The following is a 16,960-nucleotide window of genomic DNA, read 5'->3' as shown; positions in this document are numbered from 1 at the left end:
TCAAGCAGCCTGCGCGTTCAGCTCACGGTGCCAGCGATACAGCCCGTACCAGGCATTGCGCCAGAACAGCAGGTAGATGAACGCCGTCAGATACAGCTCGCGCGAGGCGAACAGCGGCACTGCCAGCGTGTTCACCAGCAGCCAGCCGTACCAGGTTTCCAGCTTGCGGCGCATCAGCAGCAATTGCGCCAGCACACTGAAGGTCAGCACCAGCGAATCGATGAAGGGCGCATAGGCGTCGGTAAAATGATGCAGCAAGGCGCCGTATGCGCCCGCCACGGCCACCGCGAGCAGCAGCGCAAGACCCAGTCCGGTCGCGCTTGCACGGCTGATCGGCAGCGCCTCGCCCTGGCGACCGCGCCGCCAGCTCCACCAACCCAGCAGGCTGGTGGCGATGAAGAAGATCTGCAAGGTGACATCGGCATACAGCTGCACGCTGAAGAACAGCCAGCCGAACAGCACACAGCCGACCAGGCCAACGGCCCAGGTGTGCACCGAGTTGCGCGCCGCCAGCACGACCGAAACCAAATAAAAAAGGTTGGCGAAAATCTCCAGCGACGACGGCATGCACGCATCCTTATGAACATGGAATCAGCCGCGCAGCCTACCACGTGACGCACGCCACAGCCGTGCATGCGTCACCTGACAACGGGGCCTATCCATGCTCTGATAAGCCTCCCCTCGCACTCCAAAGGACTGGATCGCCCCATGCCTCTGCTCGCTCTGCTGGTCATCGCCTGCCAAGTCACCTGTGGCCTCCACGTGGTGCGCAGTGGCCAGGAACGCTACTGGCTGTACCTGATAATCGCCCTGCCCGGCCTCGGCTGCCTGATCTACTTTCTCGGCATCATGCTGCCGGATCTGCTCGGTAGTCGTCGCGGTCGCCGCACGCTCAACCGCTTGCACGACAGCATCGACCCGCAGCGTCACCTGCGCGCCCTGCGCGATGAGCTGGATATTCGCGACACCCGCGATACTCGCGTCAACCTGGCCGATGAGCTGCTGCGCATGGGCCACGCCGAAGAAGCGGCCACGCACTACCAGACGGCCCTGCGCGGTATCCACAGCGACGCCCCGGACATCCTCCTAGGGCTGGCCAGAGCCCGTTTCGCCCAGGGCGACTTCGCCGGTTGCCAGGCAAGCCTCGACCAACTGATCGCCCATAATCCCGACTTTCGCTCCACCGACGGCCACCTCCTGTATGCCCGTGCATTGGAAGGCCAGGGCAACGACCTCAAGGCCGAAGAGGAATACCGCGCCCTCGGCAGCTACTGCGCCAGCCCCGAAGCCAATTACCGCTATGCCCTGCTGCTGCAGCGACTGGGACGTCAGCGCGAGGCCATCGAACTGCTGCAGCAGATCCAGACTCACGCCCGCCGCTCCGCCCGGCATTATCGAGTGCTACACAAGGAGTGGCTGGACCTGAGCCAGAAGGCGCTGCTCGAGCTGCAGCGCGGCTGAGCAGCCTTACTCCCAGGCCTCCCGCTCGCCCGTCCAGGCATGCAACTCGCGCTTCTGCGCCCCCGACCATAGCCAGCCGCCGCGCGCACCGACCAGGGTGCTGACGGCATGCTGGCGGCCGAAGCGGTTGTGCCGAGCCAACAGCAGGGCGATATCACGCAACACCGCCAGGGCGTTGCTGTTGGACTGGAACAGCGGCGTCAGCAAGCGACTGGCCTGGCGGTAGTAACGCAGGTGATCACGACGAGCCTCACCGTAGCTGGTGAAGATGGCGTTCCAGTCGAGCGCGTGCTGATGTTGGTCACCGGCATTGCCAAGCGCATCGGCCAGTGCAGCGGCATCGACCAAGGCCATATTGGCGCCCTGCCCCAACTGCGGGCTCATGGCGTGGGCGCAATCACCGATGGCCAGCACGCGACCATCGTTCCAGCGTTGCATGCGCACGTCCGCATAGGCTGCCAGGGTCAGTTGCGCGGGGTCATCGATCTGCTGAAGATAGGCCTCCGAAGCCTCGCCGGCGAGGTTGCGCACGCGGGTTTTCCAGGCCTGCAGGCCGCTCTTGCTCCAAGCTTCATGCTCACTGAGCGGCAGGCTCCAGAACAGGCTGGTCAACGAAGTCTCACGCGCATGGTGGGTGCAGCCAGTCGGCATCAGCCCGAACATTTCCCGGCAGCCGCGATACCACTGACGCAGCTCGCCAGTTTCGGCCGACGCCGCAGTCGGCAACATGCTCCACAGCGCGCCCCAGGGATAAGGTCGCGACCACTGCCGCACCTGCATCTGCGCGCGCAGGGTCGAGCGTGTGCCATCGGCCAGGATCAGTGCGGCGAAATCACCCAGGGGTTGTTCACTGCCACCCTCGTCCTGGCGCAGCAAGCGAATATGGCCGCTGGCCTGCTCGAAGCGGCTCACCGCCACGCCGGTTTCGACCTGCACACCAGCACGCTGCGCGGAATTGAGCAACGCCGTCATCAACACGCCGCGGTGAATACCAAGGCCGAAACTGCCTGGCTGCCAGTCGTGATAACGGGTGTCGAGGATCACCCGGCCCTGGCAACTGGTGCCGTACAGGCGGCTGACCGGAGCCCCTAGCGCGGTGCATTCGGCGAGCAGTCCCAGGCGTTGCAGCACAGCCAGACCGGAAGGCTGCAAAAGGATACCGGCGCCCACCGGCTGCAGTTGCTCGACCCGCTCCAGCACGCGCACCGCATAACCCTGGCGGGCGAGGAATATCGCCGTGGCGAGACCCGCGGTACCCGCCCCTACGATGGCTATCGGCAATCCATTCACGTCCATGCTCCCTGTTTTGATGCAGGGAATACTAACCGCCTGGCGTCACTCTCGATATGACCGCTCGCACAGCGGCAAAGCGGTCAGGGCTTGTCCGGGCGAATATCGAAGCCGCCCTTGTTCTGGCTGACGATGCGCAGGTGCTGGGTTTCCCCGGCTTTCACCGGCACCGCCACTTCGCGCAGCAAGCGGCCCATGCCGCACAGGGTGTCATCCATGCGATCCGGCGTGATGCCGACCACGCGCGTGCCTGGCGGCACCTGGAAGGCTGCGACCTCGCCGACGCCGATGCGCGCTGCGACCTTGCGATCCACTTCGATTGCCACGTAGCAGCCGCCCCCCATCATCCCAAAATCGCGGTTGACCACGATCTGCGCGCCGTTCGCCTGCGCCTCCTGAAACGCCAGCAGGCGATCTTCCGGTACCGGTTTGACGTTCTCGGGGTCACCCCGATATGACGAACAACCGGCCAACAGCAACAGCGGTAGAGCGATGAGGATCGAACGCATGAAGCCCTCCATGGGCAGATAAGTGCTGCCTGAGTATTGGGGTTGACGAGCCGGCGGGCAAGGTATCGATAACATCGATGCCCAATAGCAAAAGCATCGATTTCTGTAATGATCGGCGCAATGTTTTCATCTCTCCTGACCCGGCGCCAACCTTTCCAGGCGCCACAGATCGGAGATACGCAAGATGAAATTCGCCGCCTTCAACGCCACCCTCCTCGCCGTTCTGGCCCCCTTGGCCATCGCCAGCGAGAAAGCACCTGCCACTCCCAAGGTCGAAGTGCAGGAATACCAGTACGGCATGCAGCTGGACATCGACACCGTCCTGCAGCGCACCGACAACAGCCGCAAGAGCGGTGTCGTGCCCAGCGTCATGGTCTACCGTGACAGCAAGGGCGAAGTGCACGCCGTGCGTTTCGTGGAGTGGGGCGGCCTGAGCAACCAGAACGGCTAAACCACAGGTTGCCTGATGCCCCGGCCGAGTCACTCGTCCGGGGCAACGCCGTTTCAGCCTTGCAGGCGCTTGACCAGTCGTGCCTGCAGCGCTTCCAGCTCGGCCGGATCGGCCTTGTTGGCCGCGTGAATACCCAGCCCCTCGCCCTCGAAGCGCGGAATCACGTGCATGTGGATATGGAACACCGTCTGCCCGGCAGGCGCGCCGTTGAACTGCGCGACTTGCACACCAGCCGGCTGCAACTCATCGACAACGGCCTGGGTGACCTTCTTCACCACGGCCATGACCTTGGCCAGGCTGGCGTCGTCGATTTCCAGGATATTGCGCGCGGCCGCGCGTTTGGGAATAACCAGACTGTGGCCCTTGGATTGCGGGAACAGATCGAGGAACGCCAGTACATCATCGTCCTCGTAGAGTTTGTAGCAAGGCAGGTCGCCACGAATGATCTGGGCGAAGATGTTCTGGGAATCGTAAGTACCGTGCAGGCTCATGCCGATGGGCTCCAGGCCGGGTGGATAAAAACCGCACCATACCGCCTCGTTCACGTACAGGGAACCGGGCAGGATTGCTCGAGTCGATGACTACTAGCAGCTGGATCGATTTCCTGCGCTCAGGCTACTCGTGTTCTGATCGCTCCTTCTTCGCCCCATTCGACATGGAACTCAACATGACCGACCTCAGCCTATTCCACATCACCCGCAAATGGCCTGCCCAGCATCCCGAGCACCTGCAGCTGTATTCGCTGCCTACACCCAATGGTGTCAAGGTCTCGATCATGCTGGAAGAAATCGGCCTGCCCTATGAGGCGCACCTGGTCGACTTCGGCAGCGATGACCAATTCAGCCCCGAGTTTCTCTCGCTGGCGCCGAACAACAAGATTCCCGCCATCCTCGATCCCGATGGCCCCAATGGCCATCCGCTGCCGCTGTTCGAGTCCGGCGCGATTCTGATCTACCTGGCGGAAAAGACCGGCAAGCTGCTACCGCAGGATGCCGCTGCACGTTACGAGACGATTCAATGGCTGATGTGGCAGATGGGCGGCCTGGGGCCGATGTTTGGCCAGCTCGGTTTCTTCGTCAAATTCGCCGGCAGCCAGTTTGAAGACAAGCGTCCACGTGACCGTTACGCCGCTGAATCGGCACGCCTGCTGGGCGTACTCGACCAACACCTGCAAGGCCGTGACTGGATCGCTGGCGAATACAGCATCGCCGACATCGCCGTATTCCCCTGGATTCGCACCCTGGCGGATTTCTACCAGGCCGGTGATCTGGTGCAACTCGAGCGCTTCACCAACGTGCGCCGCGTGCTCGATGCCTTCCTCGCCCGCCCGGCGGTGCAGCGCGGCCTGAACATCCCCGCACGAGGCTGATGCAGTTGTGGGAGTCGGCCGCCGACTCCCACATCGTTTCTCTCGCACTTGCCTTAGGTAGTTGCAGCCACCTTTTTCTCGGCACTGCGCTGATCGGCCTGCCCGCCCAGGTACCAACTCAGCAGTCCCCACAGCGCCGCACTGGCAGCCCCCACCAACGCCACCAGCCAGGCGCCCTGGGCCAACATGTCCAGCAGGCTCTTGAGCCAACCACTCATGGCGTCGCCCGCGCGATAGATCACGGTGTCGATGAAGTTCTTCGCCTTGTACTTGCTCTCGGCATCCAGCGGCGCGAAGAGCATCTCCCGCCCAGGCCGCACGAAGGCATATTCACGCCGGACGATCATCAGCGCCGCCAGCATGGCGAAGCTCGGCATCAACGCCAGGCCGATGAAACCGACACACACCATTAGCGGCACACAGGCCAACAACACTCGCACGCCCATACGCCGCGCGATACGCCCGGTGATGAACAGCTGGGCAATCAATGCGCCAGCCTGCACCACGAAGTCGATCACGCCGAACACCCGCACCTGCGCCGCGCGATCCGGGAACAGCTCGGCCACCAGACGTGCCTGCTCGAAGTAGAGAAAGGTGCTGGCCGTGGCCAGAAGAATCACGAAGCCGGCGATGCCCAGCAGATAGGGCGAAGCCAGTACCCGGGTCAACCCGCTGAACGGATTGCCCGGCACGGGCCGGCGTGGGCTCTCGGCCTGAACCGCACCGGCACGTCCCGCGCCACCCTGCTCTCGCCAGCGCATCAGCACCTGCTTGAGCGTCAGCGCAACAGCCAGCAATACAGCGGCCAGCAGAATCAACCCAGCCTGACCAAGAGCGCCGATCAACAGCGTACTGAGCGCGGGCCCAGCCAATCCGCCGACACTGGCTCCCGCGGCGATGAAAGCGAACAACCGCTTGGCCTGTTCGCTGTCGAATACATCCGCCATCAGGCTCCAGGCCACCGACACGACGAACAGGTTGTAGACCGAGATCCACACATAAAAGCTACGCGCCAGCCATACACTTTCATCAGCGCTGAAAAACAACAGGGCGAACAGCGCGAGGTTCAGGGTGAAGAAACCGTACACCCAGTCGATGAAATGAATCCGCGGCACCCGCGAACTGAGCCAGGCGAACAAGGGCACCGCGATCAGCATCACCACGAAGGTGGCGGTGAACAACCATTGCAGGTTCTCCACGCCGGAGACGATGCCCATCGCCTCGCGGATCGGTCGCAGCATGAAGTAGCCCGAGAACAGGCAAAAGAACAGGGCAAAACCGGCCAGCGCCGGCCACAATTCGTTGCGCTGCGCGTTGATGGCCAGAGCCACGCGCTGCGCCATCGTTGACGATGACATGGGAAATTCCTCGAACGGGCGCGCCAGCGCGGCGCGCCGGCATCACTCAGCCGTATCTGACGCCAGTCAGACGCTCGGCTACCGACCACAGGCGCGCCGCAGCATCCGCATCGGCTGCCGCATCCGGCACCTTGGCCAGGCCTAGCGGGCCGCGTTTTTCCTCTTCGCCGGTCGGTCCGTAATAGCGACCGCCCTCGGCTTCGGCCGCTGTGGCCGCGAACAGCGATGACAGCGCACCTTGCGCCGCCGAGTGATACACGTCGCGGTCCTTCGCCCACTCGCGGGCGAACTCGCTTTCCAGTCCAGGCCCGCGCTCGACCAGTTCGGTGACAGCCACGCCAGGATGCGCGGCCACGCTGCGGATGCCCCAGTCATTGGCCAAACTGCGCCGTTGCAACTCGAAGGCCATCATCAGACAGGCCAGCTTCGACTGGGCGTAGGCGACATAGGGGTTGTAGTTGTTCTGCGACTGCAGATCATCGAAATTGATGCTGCCACGGTTCACGGCGATGCTCGCCAGGGTGACCACGCGCGGGTCGGCCGACTTTTGCAGCGACGGCAGGAGCAAACCGGTCAGGGCGAAATGGCCGAGGAAATTGGTCGCCAACTGCATCTCGAAACCATCGCGAGACACGCCGCGCTGCGGTGGCGCCATGATCGCCGCGTTGTTGATAAGTACGTCCAGCACCTCACCCTCGGCATTCAGGCGTTGAGCCAGGCTGCGCACCGAGGCCAGGTCGGCCAGATCCAGCTGTTCGAAACGCAGACGCGCATCCGGCACCTGCGCACGAATACGCTCGATGCTCTCTGCACCGCGTTGCGAACTGCGCGCAGCGATAATCACCTGAGCACCCGCGCGGCTCAGGGCCAGGGCATCCTCGAAGCCCATGCCGCTGCTGCCGCCAGTGACCAGCATGCGCTTGCCGGTCTGCGATGGCATGTCGCTCGCCTGCCACCCCGGTGAGGTACTGGCCCAGGCGAATGTCGGTACACCGCCCAACACCCCATGCAAGGCCAGGCTGCCGCCCACCATGCCGAACAGTTTCAGGGCATCACGACGCGAATGGCCTCGCCCCACAGCATTCTTCTTGTCCATCGGCTGATTCCTCGTGTCCGTTGACTCAATGCGCCAGACCCGGCGCACGTACAGACATAGGGTGCAGGCAGATGGCACGTACGATAAGCCGGCCAAAACCGAACAACGCATACGGTCAGGCGGACAGTTACCAGGTGTTTCGCGGACGCGAAGCGTAATCCGAGAATGAGTGCTGCCACGGCGAAGATCGCGGCTGAAACCCCTCCCACGCGCTCCCCAGTCTCCACTCAGGATTGGCAAAGTGGCCGCTGCGCCGCATTATCGGACCCTTCGTAATAATCCAGCCGCCGCCCATGCGCCAACCGAATCTATCCGATGTTGCCCTGTTCGCTGCCGTGGTCGAGGCCGGCGGCTTTCGCGTCGCCGCGCAACGCCGCGGCATGTCGGCTTCGTCGCTGAGCGATTGCGTACGCCGCCTGGAAAAGGAGCTGGACGTGCGCCTGCTCAACCGCACCACGCGTGGCCTGACGCCGACGGAAATCGGCGCGCGTCTACTTGAACGTCTACGCCCCGCGCTGGACGAGATCAACACGGCGCTCAACGACCTGCAGGAAGATCCGCAGAACCCCGTCGGTTCACTGCGCCTGCATGTGCCCGGCGTGATCGCGCGGCACATCCTGCCGCAACTGCTGGATGGCTTTCTCGCTCGCTACCCCGGCATCGCGCTGGAAGTGAACATGGACAACACCTTCATCGACGTGATCGGCGCCGGTTATGACGCTGGCATTCGCTACGAGGAAAGCCTGGCCAAGGACATGATCGCTATCCCCATCGGGCCACGCCGGCAGTGTTTCATGGCAGTGGCGGCGCCCAGCTACCTGCAGCGCCATGGCACGCCACAACACCCCAGTGAACTGAGCGAGCATCGCCTGCTCGGCTACCGCTTCGCCAGCGGCAAGCTCGGCGTATGGGAGTTCGAGCAGGATGGACGCACCCTGCGCATCAGCCCCGAGGGTCGCCTGGTCAGCTCGTCGCAGGACCTGCTGATCGCTGCAGCCTGCGCCGGCCACGGCATTCTCTACACATTCGAGGAATACATCGCGGCGCCCCTGGCCAGCGGCCAGTTGCAACCCTTCATGCAGGACTGGTGGCAGCACTTCAACGGCCCGTACCTGTACTACCACAGCAGGCGCCAGGTGCCGGCGCCGCTGCGTGCCTTCGTCGACTACGTGAAGGCCTTGAACACCTCCGACCATTCGTCTCAAAGCCCGATATAGAGCGGCCGCCAATACCCAAGCAAGGCGCTGGGAGATTATAATTGCGCGCTTGCTTCCCCCTCCTCCAGGTCACTCATGAACAGCTCTGCATCAGGCGCCGCGACCACTCTGTCGCCGGGCGCGATCCTTCTCATTCAACTCGCCCTGGCCCTTGGCGGCTTCGCCATCGGCACCGGCGAGTTCGCCATCATGGGTCTGATGCCCAACGTTGCCGCCGACCTTGGCGTCAGCGAGCCGCAAGTCGGCCACGTTATCAGCGCCTACGCCCTCGGCGTGGTGGTCGGCGCACCGGTGCTGGCCCTGCTCGGCGCGCGCCTGCCACGGCGCATCCTGCTTCTGCTGCTGATGGGCTGCTTCGCCCTCGGCAACTTCGCCAGCGCCCTGGCACCCAGTTATGAGCCGCTGCTGATTTTCCGCTTTATCGCCGGCCTGCCGCATGGCGCCTACTTCGGTATCGCCATGTTGGTGGCGGCGTCGATGGCTCCGCCGCACAAGCGCGCCAAGGCGGTGAGTCGGGTGCTGGCCGGCCTGACTGTGGCGATCCTGATCGGCAACCCGCTGGCCACCTGGCTCGGCCAGTTCATGAGCTGGCGCTACGCCTTTGCCCTGGTCGGCATCATCGCCATCACCACCATCGCCATGGTCGCGATCTTCCTCCCGGCTGACCCCAACGAGCAGCGCAGCAGCCCCTTGGGCGAGCTGCGCGCCTTCAACCGCGCGCCGATCTGGCTGGCCCTGGGCATCGGCTCGATCGGTTTCGCCGGGATGTTCTGCGTGTTCAGCTACATGGCGCCAACCCTGCTTCATGTCACCCAGGTCGGCCCCGGCTGGATTCCGCTGGCCATGGGCGTGTTCGGCGCCGGCTGCATCGTCGGCAACAGTGCCGGCGGCTGGCTGTTCGACCGCCTGCGCCTGCGCGCCGTGGCCTGGATTCTGGCCTGGAGCACACTGGTGCTGCTGGTCTTCCCCTTCGCCGCTCACAGCCTGTGGACGATCCTGCCGGCGATCTTTGCCCTCGGCACCATGATCGCCCTCGGCCCGGCGCTGCAGACCCATTTGATGGACGTTGCCACGGGCGCGCAGACACTCGCTGCCGCGTCCAACCACGCCGCCTTCAACGTCGCCAACGCGCTCGGCCCCTGGCTCGGCGGCCTGGCTATCAGCGCCGGCATGGGCTGGACGGTGACCGGCTACATCGGCGCTGCCACGGCCATCGGCGGCCTGCTTTTGTTTGTCTGGGCGTGGCAGGTGCAGCAGAAGAACGCAGCGATCTGAACAGGTGCGTGAGGTGACTCGGGCAAGGTATCTTCTACCTCCCGAGCCACCAACGAACCCGCCCGATGATTGTTCAGCGTTTACGTGTCGCCCTGATCGCCACCACCTTATGCACCGCCCTGAACGTTCAGGCGCAGGTGGAAGTCGAGGCCAATGCCGGCCTGCTGGCAGCGAAAATTTCCGAAGAGATCGTTCCCGGCGACTACGAGAAACTGCTGCAGGGCTTGCGCGCCAACCCAGGCCAGCACAAACGCAAGATCGTGCTGCTCGACAGCATCGGCGGTAGCGCCCCGGAGGCCATCCGCATGGGTCGCCTTCTGCGGGAAACCGGCTTCGAGGCGCTGGTGCCTTCAGGCGGCATGTGCCAGGGCAGTTGCATCTATTTGCTGGCGGCTGGCAGCAAACGCACGGTCAACGGCCACGTTGCCCTGCGCCGCCCACCCTTCCCCGCCGGTGACTCGGCATTGGCGCAGGCCGCCCATGGCAGCCAGGCGTTCAGTCCGGCCAAGTACTTTCGTGACATGGGCGTCGACGTAAGCCTGACCGAAGCGATCTACCAGGCCCCACCAGGTCGCTTGCGCCTGCTGAGCCAGGATGATTTGCGACGCTATCGGCTGAAATAGCGATACGGACTTGCGGGGATAAAGCCCCTGCATCACTTGATGCCGGTTTTTTCAGGTTCTTAGCAATCTCGCGGGGAGGATACGCTTGATACCGGACTGGCAAGTTTGTGTGCGTATCTCTTACTGGCTTAGCACGATCCGTTATTGCGTGCGCTGAGCGTTTGGGTTGCGCCCCTTACGGGCGCCACACCTTGATTCGCTACGCTCACCCTTCGGGCCAGCCTGCGGCTGTTACTCCGCTTCGCTGCGTTTCCTATCTCCGGTGCCGCTCCGGGGGCCGGCTTACAAGGGCCATCCATGGCCCATTAAGCGGGGCCGCCATCGGTATTTCGCCGCATCCATGCGGCTCACTCCCCTACGCAACACCTCTGCTCGGCCTCCTGAAGGGGACCGGGTCGCGAGCTTGCGTAGTCTTCGCAAAATTGAAATTAACGGCGTCTGTGCTTTGCCTTTGCTCTTCAACTGCGATGGTACAGACGACGCCCATGCCCCGTCAGGAGGCCGAGTGGAATCGCCGCGTAAGGGGTTGAGCGACATGGATGTCGCGAGAGCCACGATGGGCCAGGGATGGCCCTTCGTGGCGTACCCCTGGAGCGGTGATGGAGCGAGGGAACCCCGGCGCAGCCGGGGCCGGATGGTGGGGTGCCCTTCTCTTTGGTTACTTTCTCTTGGGCAAGCAAGAGAAAGTGACTCGCCCGTAAGGGGCGAAACCCATCAGACCAGACGGCGTGCTAATGGATAGTGCCAAGTCATCGACAGCTAACACTTAATTACCAGTCCAGTATCAACTCGCACTTTCCCCAAACTAGGCAAAGAACCTCTTCTCATCAGAACAGGAACGTCAGCGCCAGGTTGAACAGCATCGCTGCAACGAAGCCAATAGGCGCGGCGCGCAGCAGCAGTTGCGAGAACAGGGTCGAGCGAACCTTGTCGTCCGTGCAGGAGCCCAACAGCAGGCTGCCACCGGAGGAGAACGGCGAGATCGAGGTAGCCTGGGCACCTACGACGATGGCGATGAAGAGGATCATCGGATCGATCGACATCGACGCCGACAGCGGCAAGACCATGGGGAACAGTGCAGGCGTCACGACGCCGAGCGTACTGGCGAAGATCGACATCAGCGCAGCCACCACGCCGAAGGCCACCGGAATCATCAACGGCGGGATATTGCCGCCGATCCAGGACGCCAGGGCATCGATGGTGCCGGCCTTGATCGCGACGGTAATCAGCATACCGACGCCGCAGATCATGATCAGCGTGGCCCAGGGCACCGAGGCGATAGCCTTGCGCTCGTCACCGAGCTTGAGCAACAGGGCGATCACCGAGAACACGCTGGCGATCAGGCCGATATCCACCTTGCTGTTGATGAACTTGATCGTGGCATTGTCCGGGAAAGCCAGCAGCGCCAGCGGTGCAGCGAGCACCAGCACCATCATCAGCACGGTCAGCAGCAGGGTCAGCTTCTGCTCGCGGTTGAAGGCCTCCGGCAGATCGGCGGCGAGCACGGCATTCTTCAGGTTGCGGCCATGACCACCGAGGAAGACGAAGGCGGAAATCACCAGCACCGGGATGATCGCCGTGCTGGCGAAGATCGCCAGGGCATTCACGAAGGCCTCGCTCTCGGGCATACCGGCACCGGTCATCAGGCCACGGAAGATGATGCCGCTCTGGCTAGAAACGAAGTTCGCCCCGGCCAGCGCGCCGTAGTTCACCGCCATGCCGCCGAGAATCAGGCTCATGCCAGTGCGCTGGCACAGCAGCAGGGTCAGCGGCGCCATGAAGGCCAGCACGGTGTAGTAACCGGCGCCCATGGCAGCGATCAACCCCGAGGTCAGCAAAATGGCATAGGGCAGCATGTGCGGCACGCCACGGCAGCGATACAGCAGATGCCCGGCGAGTTTTTCCAGGGTGCCGTTGACGGTGGCGAAGCTGTAGAACAGGCAGACCGAGAAGATCACGAAGAAGATCTTCAGCGGCCACATATTGATGATGTCGCCCGGGCTCATGCCCATGCCGAAGCAGCCCAGCAGATAGGCGAAGGCAATGGCGAACAGGCCGATGTTGATCTTGGTGGTATACCCCAGCGCGACGGCGAGGACGATCGCGGCGACGACGAGCAAGCTCATCATGATGGTTTGACTCCTTTTGTTGTTCTGATGTGAGCAGTGATTACGCTGAGGCGAAACCGAACAGGGTTGCGGGGTTGTCCACCAGAACGCGACGGCGCTCCTCGGGGTTGGGCAGCAGGGCCTCGAGCAGCGCGAACTGCTGATCGTAGCGGGTCTGCGACTCGAACTGGGTGTTGGGCCAATCGCTGCCCCAGAGGAAGCGACCGACGCCGCCACAGGCCTCACGCAGACGCGCTTCGATGGCCTGGGCACGGCTCAGGTCAGACTGGCTGCGGTAGGCCGCCGACAGCTTGATCCATACCGGCGCCTGGCCCAGCAGGTCAAAGAACACGGCATGCTGCGCAGCATCCAGTTGCACGCTCGGCGCAGGCAGGCCGAAGTGATCGATCACCACGGTGACGCCGGATTCGAGAATCGCCGGCACGATCAGCGCCAGGTCGTCGAAGCCGCGCTGGATCTCCACCTGCCAGCCTCGGCGCGCCAGACGGCGGAACAGACCACTCCAGGCCGGGCCGGTGTAATCCTCCAGCGCCTTGCCGATCAGGTTCAGGCGCACGCCCACCACGCCGGCAGCGGCCAACTCGTCCAGCTCGGCATCGCTGACCTGCGCATCCACCACCGCCACGCCACGCAGGCGCTCAGGGAAGCGTTGCAACGCCTCGACCATGTAGTGGTTGTCGGTGCCGAGAAAGCTGGGCTGGATCAGCACCCCCTGGGACAGGCCACAGGCGTCCAGGTGGGCCAGGTACTGCTCCACGGTGGCGTCATAGCTGGGGCTGTAGCGGCGGCCGGGAACCATGGGCAGGTCCTGACGAAAGATGTGCGCGTGGGTGTCGATGCCGGTGATAGCGGCATAAGGCATGGGCGTCACGAAGCGATACCTCTGTCGATTCTTGTACGAGCCGCCGGTACGAGCGACTCCATCTTGTAGGTCATATATTCATATATATGACTAGATGACTGTATCTACAGAGATCGAGTGCTGTCAATCTGCAGGCCAGTGGTAAAGTGACGGCCGGTCGACTTTTGGATTTGAGGTTTATGAGCACCACGGCTCTGGGACAGGACGAGCGCCTGCCGCTGTACCAGCGGTTACGGGACGAAATGCTGGGAAAAATTGCCGCAGGCGAATGGTTGCCGGGGGAGGCCATCCCCACCGAAGCGGAGTTGACCCGCCAGTACGGCGTGGCCGTCGGCACGGTGCGTAAAGCGGTGGAAACCTTGGTCGCAGAAGGCCTGCTGCTGCGTGCTCAGGGCCGTGGCACCTTCGTGCGGCGGCCGAACTTCGATGGCTCGCTGTTTCGCTTCTTCCGCCAGGTCAGCGCCAGCGGCCAGTCGCAGGTGCCGCAAAGCCGTATCCTCGAATGCCGTCTCGAACCGGCTGATGCTGCAGCAAGCCAGGCACTGCAGCTGGCTGAGGGCGAGCGCTGCGTGTTCCTCCAGCGCCTGCGCCTGGTCGACGGCCGTCCGTTGTTTCACGAGCGCATCTGGCTGCCCGCCTCACGCTTCGGCGCCCTGCAGGAGCTCGCGCCGGACGATTTTCCACAGTTGCTCTACCCCTTCTACGAGCAACACTGTGGTCAGCGCATCGCGTCAGCGAAGGAAACCCTGACGGTTTCCGCCGTCGACGCCGAGCTTGCGGCCATGCTCGATGTGGCTGAAGCCAGCCCGTGCGTGGTGATCGAACGCACCGCCTTGGGCTACGACCGCACGCCGCTGGAATATCGCCTGTCACGCGCGGCGGCGGAGAACTTCCGTTATCAGGTGGAAATCAGCTAAACACCCGCACCCAGATGCAACACGCCCGGGCAAGCCCGGGCGTGAGATGCGATACAAGCTGGGTTCGTCAGAACAACCCGAGTGCCCAGGCCGCGCCGAACAGCACCAGCGAGAAGCCCCACATCCACCACAGCGAGTAGCGGATGTGCCGGCCCAGATCCAGCCCGGCCAGGCCCAGTGCCAGCCACAGCGCCGGCGAGAACGGACTGATGAAGGTACCGATGATGTTGCCGATGGTCAGTGCATATACCACGCTGGCCGGCTCGACGCCCTGGGCACCGACCACCTCCAACGTTACCGGCAGCAGACCGAAGTAGTAAGCGTCGGTGCTCAGCATCAGCTCCATCGGAAGGCCGAACAGGCCCAGCACGATGTGCATCTGCCCTACCAGCGGTGCCGGTAGCACACGCGCCAGATCCTGGGCGATGGAGGTGAGCATGCCGGTGCCGGTGAAGATGCCGAGCATCGAGCCAGCCGCCAGTATGATCATGCCCATGCTCAGGGCAGCCGGGGCATGCGCCGAGATACGCTGCATCTGCGCCTTGCCGCCCGGGTAGTTGATCAACAGCGCCAGGCACAGGCCGATCATGAAGATATAGCCGGCCGGCAGCACGCCAGAGAACAGCGATACCAGCACCGCCAGGAACAGCGCGGAGTTGGCCCAGAGCAGACGCGGGCGCTCCAGAGCGAGCTCCTCGGCGCTTGGCTCATGCAAGTCAGTGCTGGTTTCCACCAGTACACCCTCGTCCCCGCTCTTGCCCGCGGCGATACGGCGCTGTTCACGCCAGCCCAGCAACGCCGCCAGGGCCACCAATAGCACCACACCGATACCCTGCACGGCGATCAGCGGACGCCACAGCTCGGTTACCTCGATGCCGGTCACGGCCGAGGCACGGCCCAGCGGTCCGGCCCAGGGCAGCATGTTGAAAATGCCGGCGCCGATCGCCAGCAACAGCAGCATCAGGTACGGGCTCATGCGCAACTGCTTGTACAGCGGCAGCAAGGCGGGAACGGTGAGCAGGAAGGTGGTGGCGCCGGCGCCATCAAGATGCGCCAGCATGCCGATCACAGCAGTGGCCACGGTGACGGCGATCACGTTGCCGCGGGTCAGGCGCACCATGCCATTGATCAGCGGGCGGAACAGCCCGGTGTCCTGCAGCACGCCAAAAAAGGTGATGGCAAACACGAACATGGTGGCAATCGCCGTCACGCGGCCGATGCCATCAGTGAAGAAACCGGAAATTGCCTCTGGGCCAAAGCCCGCGGCCAGAGCGCCCAAAAGCGGCACCACGATCAATGGCAGAACAGGCGACATGCGCCCGATAAGCAGCAGCACAACCAGGCTGCAGATGGTCAACAGGCCAATCAAGGTCAACAAACCGCTTTCTCCTCTTTTTCTTGTAAAGCACGCAAAAGGCGCGTGCGGAGGCTAAGAGGCGAACCTTTCAAAAACCTTTAAGCGGCGAACATGCGCGATGGCAAATGTCAGGGAATATGTCTCGGAGTAGGGGCGACAGCGCTGCCATGACTACCGCCGAACGCGGCGCAGGGGTCTATGCGACCAGTGTGCTGATCAGCGAAAACGGTTACCCGCATGACAGCGAATTGCTCGAAGGCTATGCCCGTGAACTGTCCCTCGGGGTGTTGATGACCAACCACGGGGGGCCGTCCGGCGGCTGGCTCTGCGCCGGGGGCAGCGCGTTCTGGGCGCCCGGTGGGCGGCAGGTGGTAAGCGCGGTCGGCACGGGTGACTGCCTGGTGATCGGGCGCCGTCGCCAGGGCATCTGGCAAGGTCAGACGCAGGAGTTGTCGCTGGACGACTGATCAGGCCGCTTTGAACGCCTTCACTCGCTCCAGCCAGGCCAGGTCGAGCCGCGTCTGCTCGATATCCAGTCCCTGCTGCTCCATCGCCTCACGATGGCTGTCGATCTCGCGCACCATCTGGCTCAGCTCGCTGGAATTGCCATCGAGCTGATGCATCTGGGTCACCCCCAGGTGGTAAAAGCGCAGCAGTTTCATCGCGCTGTCATCGCCCTGCGCCACGCCCGCCTTGACGTGATGCATGACGTTGGTGACGCGCATCAGGCTGCGCTTGAGGCGCCAGCCGTAGACGGCAGGCGCCATGAACGGTCGTGACCAGAGTTGCTGGCGCACCAGGACGATGGTCAGGCCGAGCCCCAACACCACACCCAACAGATTCCACTTGAAGTTGTCACCACCGGGCGTGCCGAACACCTGCGTACTCAGCGTGGCGCAAAGCATGGCCAGCGCCACGAAGATGACCGCGATAACCGCAGTGCAGCGACGGGTCTGCTGGCGGTAATGGGCTGGATCGATGGCTTGAATTTCGAACATGAAGCGCACTCTCGGAGCTGACGACGTGGGGCGCCACCATGCACCATC

Annotated in this window: 18 protein-coding genes; 8 read left to right on the top strand and 10 right to left on the bottom strand. The window is 63.4% G+C overall.

The features are described 5' to 3' along the window. Positions 1–567 carry a nicotinamide riboside transporter PnuC gene (gene pnuC / locus ACNFCJ_RS09965; protein WP_416771099.1) on the bottom strand — a complete coding sequence of 189 codons (567 nt, stop codon included), beginning with the start codon at positions 565–567 and terminating at the stop codon, positions 1–3. A gap of 141 nt (positions 568–708) precedes the next feature. Between pnuC and ACNFCJ_RS09960 the strand changes: the two genes are divergently transcribed. After that, positions 709–1,461 (top strand): tetratricopeptide repeat protein, encoded by a 753-nt coding sequence (locus tag ACNFCJ_RS09960; protein ID WP_416771097.1) that lies wholly within the window; start codon positions 709–711, stop codon positions 1,459–1,461. A 6-nt stretch (positions 1,462–1,467) separates the two neighbouring features. On the opposite strand, the gene ACNFCJ_RS09955 is transcribed toward ACNFCJ_RS09960, so the two are convergent. Continuing rightward, complete coding sequence (locus ACNFCJ_RS09955; RefSeq protein WP_416771095.1) at positions 1,468–2,757, bottom strand: FAD-dependent oxidoreductase; 1,290 nt, start codon at positions 2,755–2,757, stop codon at positions 1,468–1,470. Positions 2,758–2,834: 77 nt separating this feature from the next. Continuing rightward, positions 2,835–3,260: a 3-isopropylmalate dehydratase gene (locus ACNFCJ_RS09950; protein ID WP_416771094.1), complete on the bottom strand. Its 426-nt coding sequence runs from the start codon at positions 3,258–3,260 to the stop codon at positions 2,835–2,837. Positions 3,261–3,444: 184 nt separating this feature from the next. Here ACNFCJ_RS09950 and ACNFCJ_RS09945 point away from each other — a divergent pair, with 184 nt between their 5' ends. After that, on the top strand, positions 3,445–3,711 hold the full coding sequence (locus ACNFCJ_RS09945; protein WP_343350553.1) for a DUF2790 domain-containing protein: 267 nt from the start codon (positions 3,445–3,447) through the stop codon (positions 3,709–3,711). A gap of 53 nt (positions 3,712–3,764) precedes the next feature. On the opposite strand, the gene ACNFCJ_RS09940 is transcribed toward ACNFCJ_RS09945, so the two are convergent. Next, the gene (locus ACNFCJ_RS09940; RefSeq protein ID WP_179576091.1) at positions 3,765–4,202 is read right to left on the bottom strand and encodes an HIT family protein; all 438 of its coding nucleotides are present in this window, start codon (positions 4,200–4,202) and stop codon (positions 3,765–3,767) included. Positions 4,203–4,378: 176 nt separating this feature from the next. Here ACNFCJ_RS09940 and ACNFCJ_RS09935 point away from each other — a divergent pair, with 176 nt between their 5' ends. Beyond that, complete coding sequence (locus ACNFCJ_RS09935) at positions 4,379–5,080, top strand: glutathione S-transferase N-terminal domain-containing protein (protein ID WP_416771092.1); 702 nt, start codon at positions 4,379–4,381, stop codon at positions 5,078–5,080. A gap of 53 nt (positions 5,081–5,133) precedes the next feature. Here the strand turns inward: ACNFCJ_RS09935 and ACNFCJ_RS09930 are convergent, their stop codons facing one another. Both ACNFCJ_RS09930 and ACNFCJ_RS09925 read right to left on the bottom strand, forming a co-directional pair. Further along, positions 5,134–6,438, bottom strand: coding sequence for an NTP/NDP exchange transporter (locus ACNFCJ_RS09930; protein ID WP_416771090.1), 1,305 nt, complete (start codon positions 6,436–6,438; stop codon positions 5,134–5,136). Positions 6,439–6,484: 46 nt separating this feature from the next. Next, complete coding sequence (locus ACNFCJ_RS09925; protein ID WP_416771089.1) at positions 6,485–7,534, bottom strand: SDR family oxidoreductase; 1,050 nt, start codon at positions 7,532–7,534, stop codon at positions 6,485–6,487. A gap of 293 nt (positions 7,535–7,827) precedes the next feature. On the opposite strand from ACNFCJ_RS09925, the gene ACNFCJ_RS09920 reads away from it, so the two are divergent. From ACNFCJ_RS09920 to ACNFCJ_RS09910, 3 genes are all read left to right on the top strand, one after another. Continuing rightward, entirely contained in the window at positions 7,828–8,751 is a 924-nt protein-coding gene (locus tag ACNFCJ_RS09920; protein ID WP_416771088.1) for a LysR family transcriptional regulator, read from the top strand. Between the two features lie 75 nt (positions 8,752–8,826). After that, positions 8,827–10,026, top strand: coding sequence for an MFS transporter (locus tag ACNFCJ_RS09915; RefSeq protein ID WP_416771086.1), 1,200 nt, complete (start codon positions 8,827–8,829; stop codon positions 10,024–10,026). A gap of 65 nt (positions 10,027–10,091) precedes the next feature. Next, positions 10,092–10,649 carry a hypothetical protein gene (locus ACNFCJ_RS09910; RefSeq protein ID WP_416771085.1) on the top strand — a complete coding sequence of 186 codons (558 nt, stop codon included), beginning with the start codon at positions 10,092–10,094 and terminating at the stop codon, positions 10,647–10,649. An 827-nt stretch (positions 10,650–11,476) separates the two neighbouring features. Here the strand turns inward: ACNFCJ_RS09910 and ACNFCJ_RS09905 are convergent. Then, positions 11,477–12,778, bottom strand: a complete 1,302-nt coding sequence (locus tag ACNFCJ_RS09905; RefSeq protein ID WP_416771084.1) for an SLC13 family permease — start codon at positions 12,776–12,778, stop codon at positions 11,477–11,479. Positions 12,779–12,818: 40 nt separating this feature from the next. Next, positions 12,819–13,640, bottom strand: a complete 822-nt coding sequence (locus ACNFCJ_RS09900) for an amidohydrolase family protein (RefSeq protein ID WP_177429693.1) — start codon at positions 13,638–13,640, stop codon at positions 12,819–12,821. A 179-nt stretch (positions 13,641–13,819) separates the two neighbouring features. Between ACNFCJ_RS09900 and ACNFCJ_RS09895 the strand changes: the two genes are divergently transcribed. Then, complete coding sequence (locus ACNFCJ_RS09895) at positions 13,820–14,557, top strand: GntR family transcriptional regulator (RefSeq protein WP_416771082.1); 738 nt, start codon at positions 13,820–13,822, stop codon at positions 14,555–14,557. A gap of 67 nt (positions 14,558–14,624) precedes the next feature. Here the strand turns inward: ACNFCJ_RS09895 and ACNFCJ_RS09890 are convergent, their stop codons facing one another. After that, positions 14,625–15,935, bottom strand: a complete 1,311-nt coding sequence (locus ACNFCJ_RS09890; protein WP_179545348.1) for a CitMHS family transporter — start codon at positions 15,933–15,935, stop codon at positions 14,625–14,627. A 146-nt stretch (positions 15,936–16,081) separates the two neighbouring features. Between ACNFCJ_RS09890 and ACNFCJ_RS09885 the strand changes: the two genes are divergently transcribed. Next, entirely contained in the window at positions 16,082–16,381 is a 300-nt protein-coding gene (locus ACNFCJ_RS09885) for a hypothetical protein (RefSeq protein ID WP_416771080.1), read from the top strand. On the opposite strand, the gene ACNFCJ_RS09880 is transcribed toward ACNFCJ_RS09885, so the two are convergent. Continuing rightward, on the bottom strand, positions 16,382–16,912 hold the full coding sequence (locus ACNFCJ_RS09880; protein ID WP_416771078.1) for a DUF3087 domain-containing protein: 531 nt from the start codon (positions 16,910–16,912) through the stop codon (positions 16,382–16,384). Positions 16,913–16,960: the final 48 nt, after the last annotated feature.

The organism is Pseudomonas sp. NY15364 (assembly GCF_048068235.1).
Taxonomy (GTDB): Bacteria; Pseudomonadota; Gammaproteobacteria; order Pseudomonadales; family Pseudomonadaceae; genus Aquipseudomonas; species Aquipseudomonas mendocina_D.
Note: the sequence above shows the minus strand (reverse complement) of the source record. Positions and strands in the feature narration are given on the sequence as shown.

Coding starts and splice junctions, on each gene's coding strand:
- pnuC (WP_416771099.1), bottom strand. CDS start 567: ATGCCGTCGTCGCTGGAGATTTTCGCCAACCTTTTTTATTTGGTTTCG.
- ACNFCJ_RS09960 (WP_416771097.1), top strand. CDS start 709: ATGCCTCTGCTCGCTCTGCTGGTCATCGCCTGCCAAGTCACCTGTGGC.
- ACNFCJ_RS09955 (WP_416771095.1), bottom strand. CDS start 2,757: ATGGACGTGAATGGATTGCCGATAGCCATCGTAGGGGCGGGTACCGCG.
- ACNFCJ_RS09950 (WP_416771094.1), bottom strand. CDS start 3,260: ATGCGTTCGATCCTCATCGCTCTACCGCTGTTGCTGTTGGCCGGTTGT.
- ACNFCJ_RS09945 (WP_343350553.1), top strand. CDS start 3,445: ATGAAATTCGCCGCCTTCAACGCCACCCTCCTCGCCGTTCTGGCCCCC.
- ACNFCJ_RS09940 (WP_179576091.1), bottom strand. CDS start 4,202: ATGAGCCTGCACGGTACTTACGATTCCCAGAACATCTTCGCCCAGATC.
- ACNFCJ_RS09935 (WP_416771092.1), top strand. CDS start 4,379: ATGACCGACCTCAGCCTATTCCACATCACCCGCAAATGGCCTGCCCAG.
- ACNFCJ_RS09930 (WP_416771090.1), bottom strand. CDS start 6,438: ATGTCATCGTCAACGATGGCGCAGCGCGTGGCTCTGGCCATCAACGCG.
- ACNFCJ_RS09925 (WP_416771089.1), bottom strand. CDS start 7,534: ATGGACAAGAAGAATGCTGTGGGGCGAGGCCATTCGCGTCGTGATGCC.
- ACNFCJ_RS09920 (WP_416771088.1), top strand. CDS start 7,828: ATGCGCCAACCGAATCTATCCGATGTTGCCCTGTTCGCTGCCGTGGTC.
- ACNFCJ_RS09915 (WP_416771086.1), top strand. CDS start 8,827: ATGAACAGCTCTGCATCAGGCGCCGCGACCACTCTGTCGCCGGGCGCG.
- ACNFCJ_RS09910 (WP_416771085.1), top strand. CDS start 10,092: ATGATTGTTCAGCGTTTACGTGTCGCCCTGATCGCCACCACCTTATGC.
- ACNFCJ_RS09905 (WP_416771084.1), bottom strand. CDS start 12,778: ATGATGAGCTTGCTCGTCGTCGCCGCGATCGTCCTCGCCGTCGCGCTG.
- ACNFCJ_RS09900 (WP_177429693.1), bottom strand. CDS start 13,640: ATGCCTTATGCCGCTATCACCGGCATCGACACCCACGCGCACATCTTT.
- ACNFCJ_RS09895 (WP_416771082.1), top strand. CDS start 13,820: ATGAGCACCACGGCTCTGGGACAGGACGAGCGCCTGCCGCTGTACCAG.
- ACNFCJ_RS09885 (WP_416771080.1), top strand. CDS start 16,082: ATGACTACCGCCGAACGCGGCGCAGGGGTCTATGCGACCAGTGTGCTG.
- ACNFCJ_RS09880 (WP_416771078.1), bottom strand. CDS start 16,912: ATGTTCGAAATTCAAGCCATCGATCCAGCCCATTACCGCCAGCAGACC.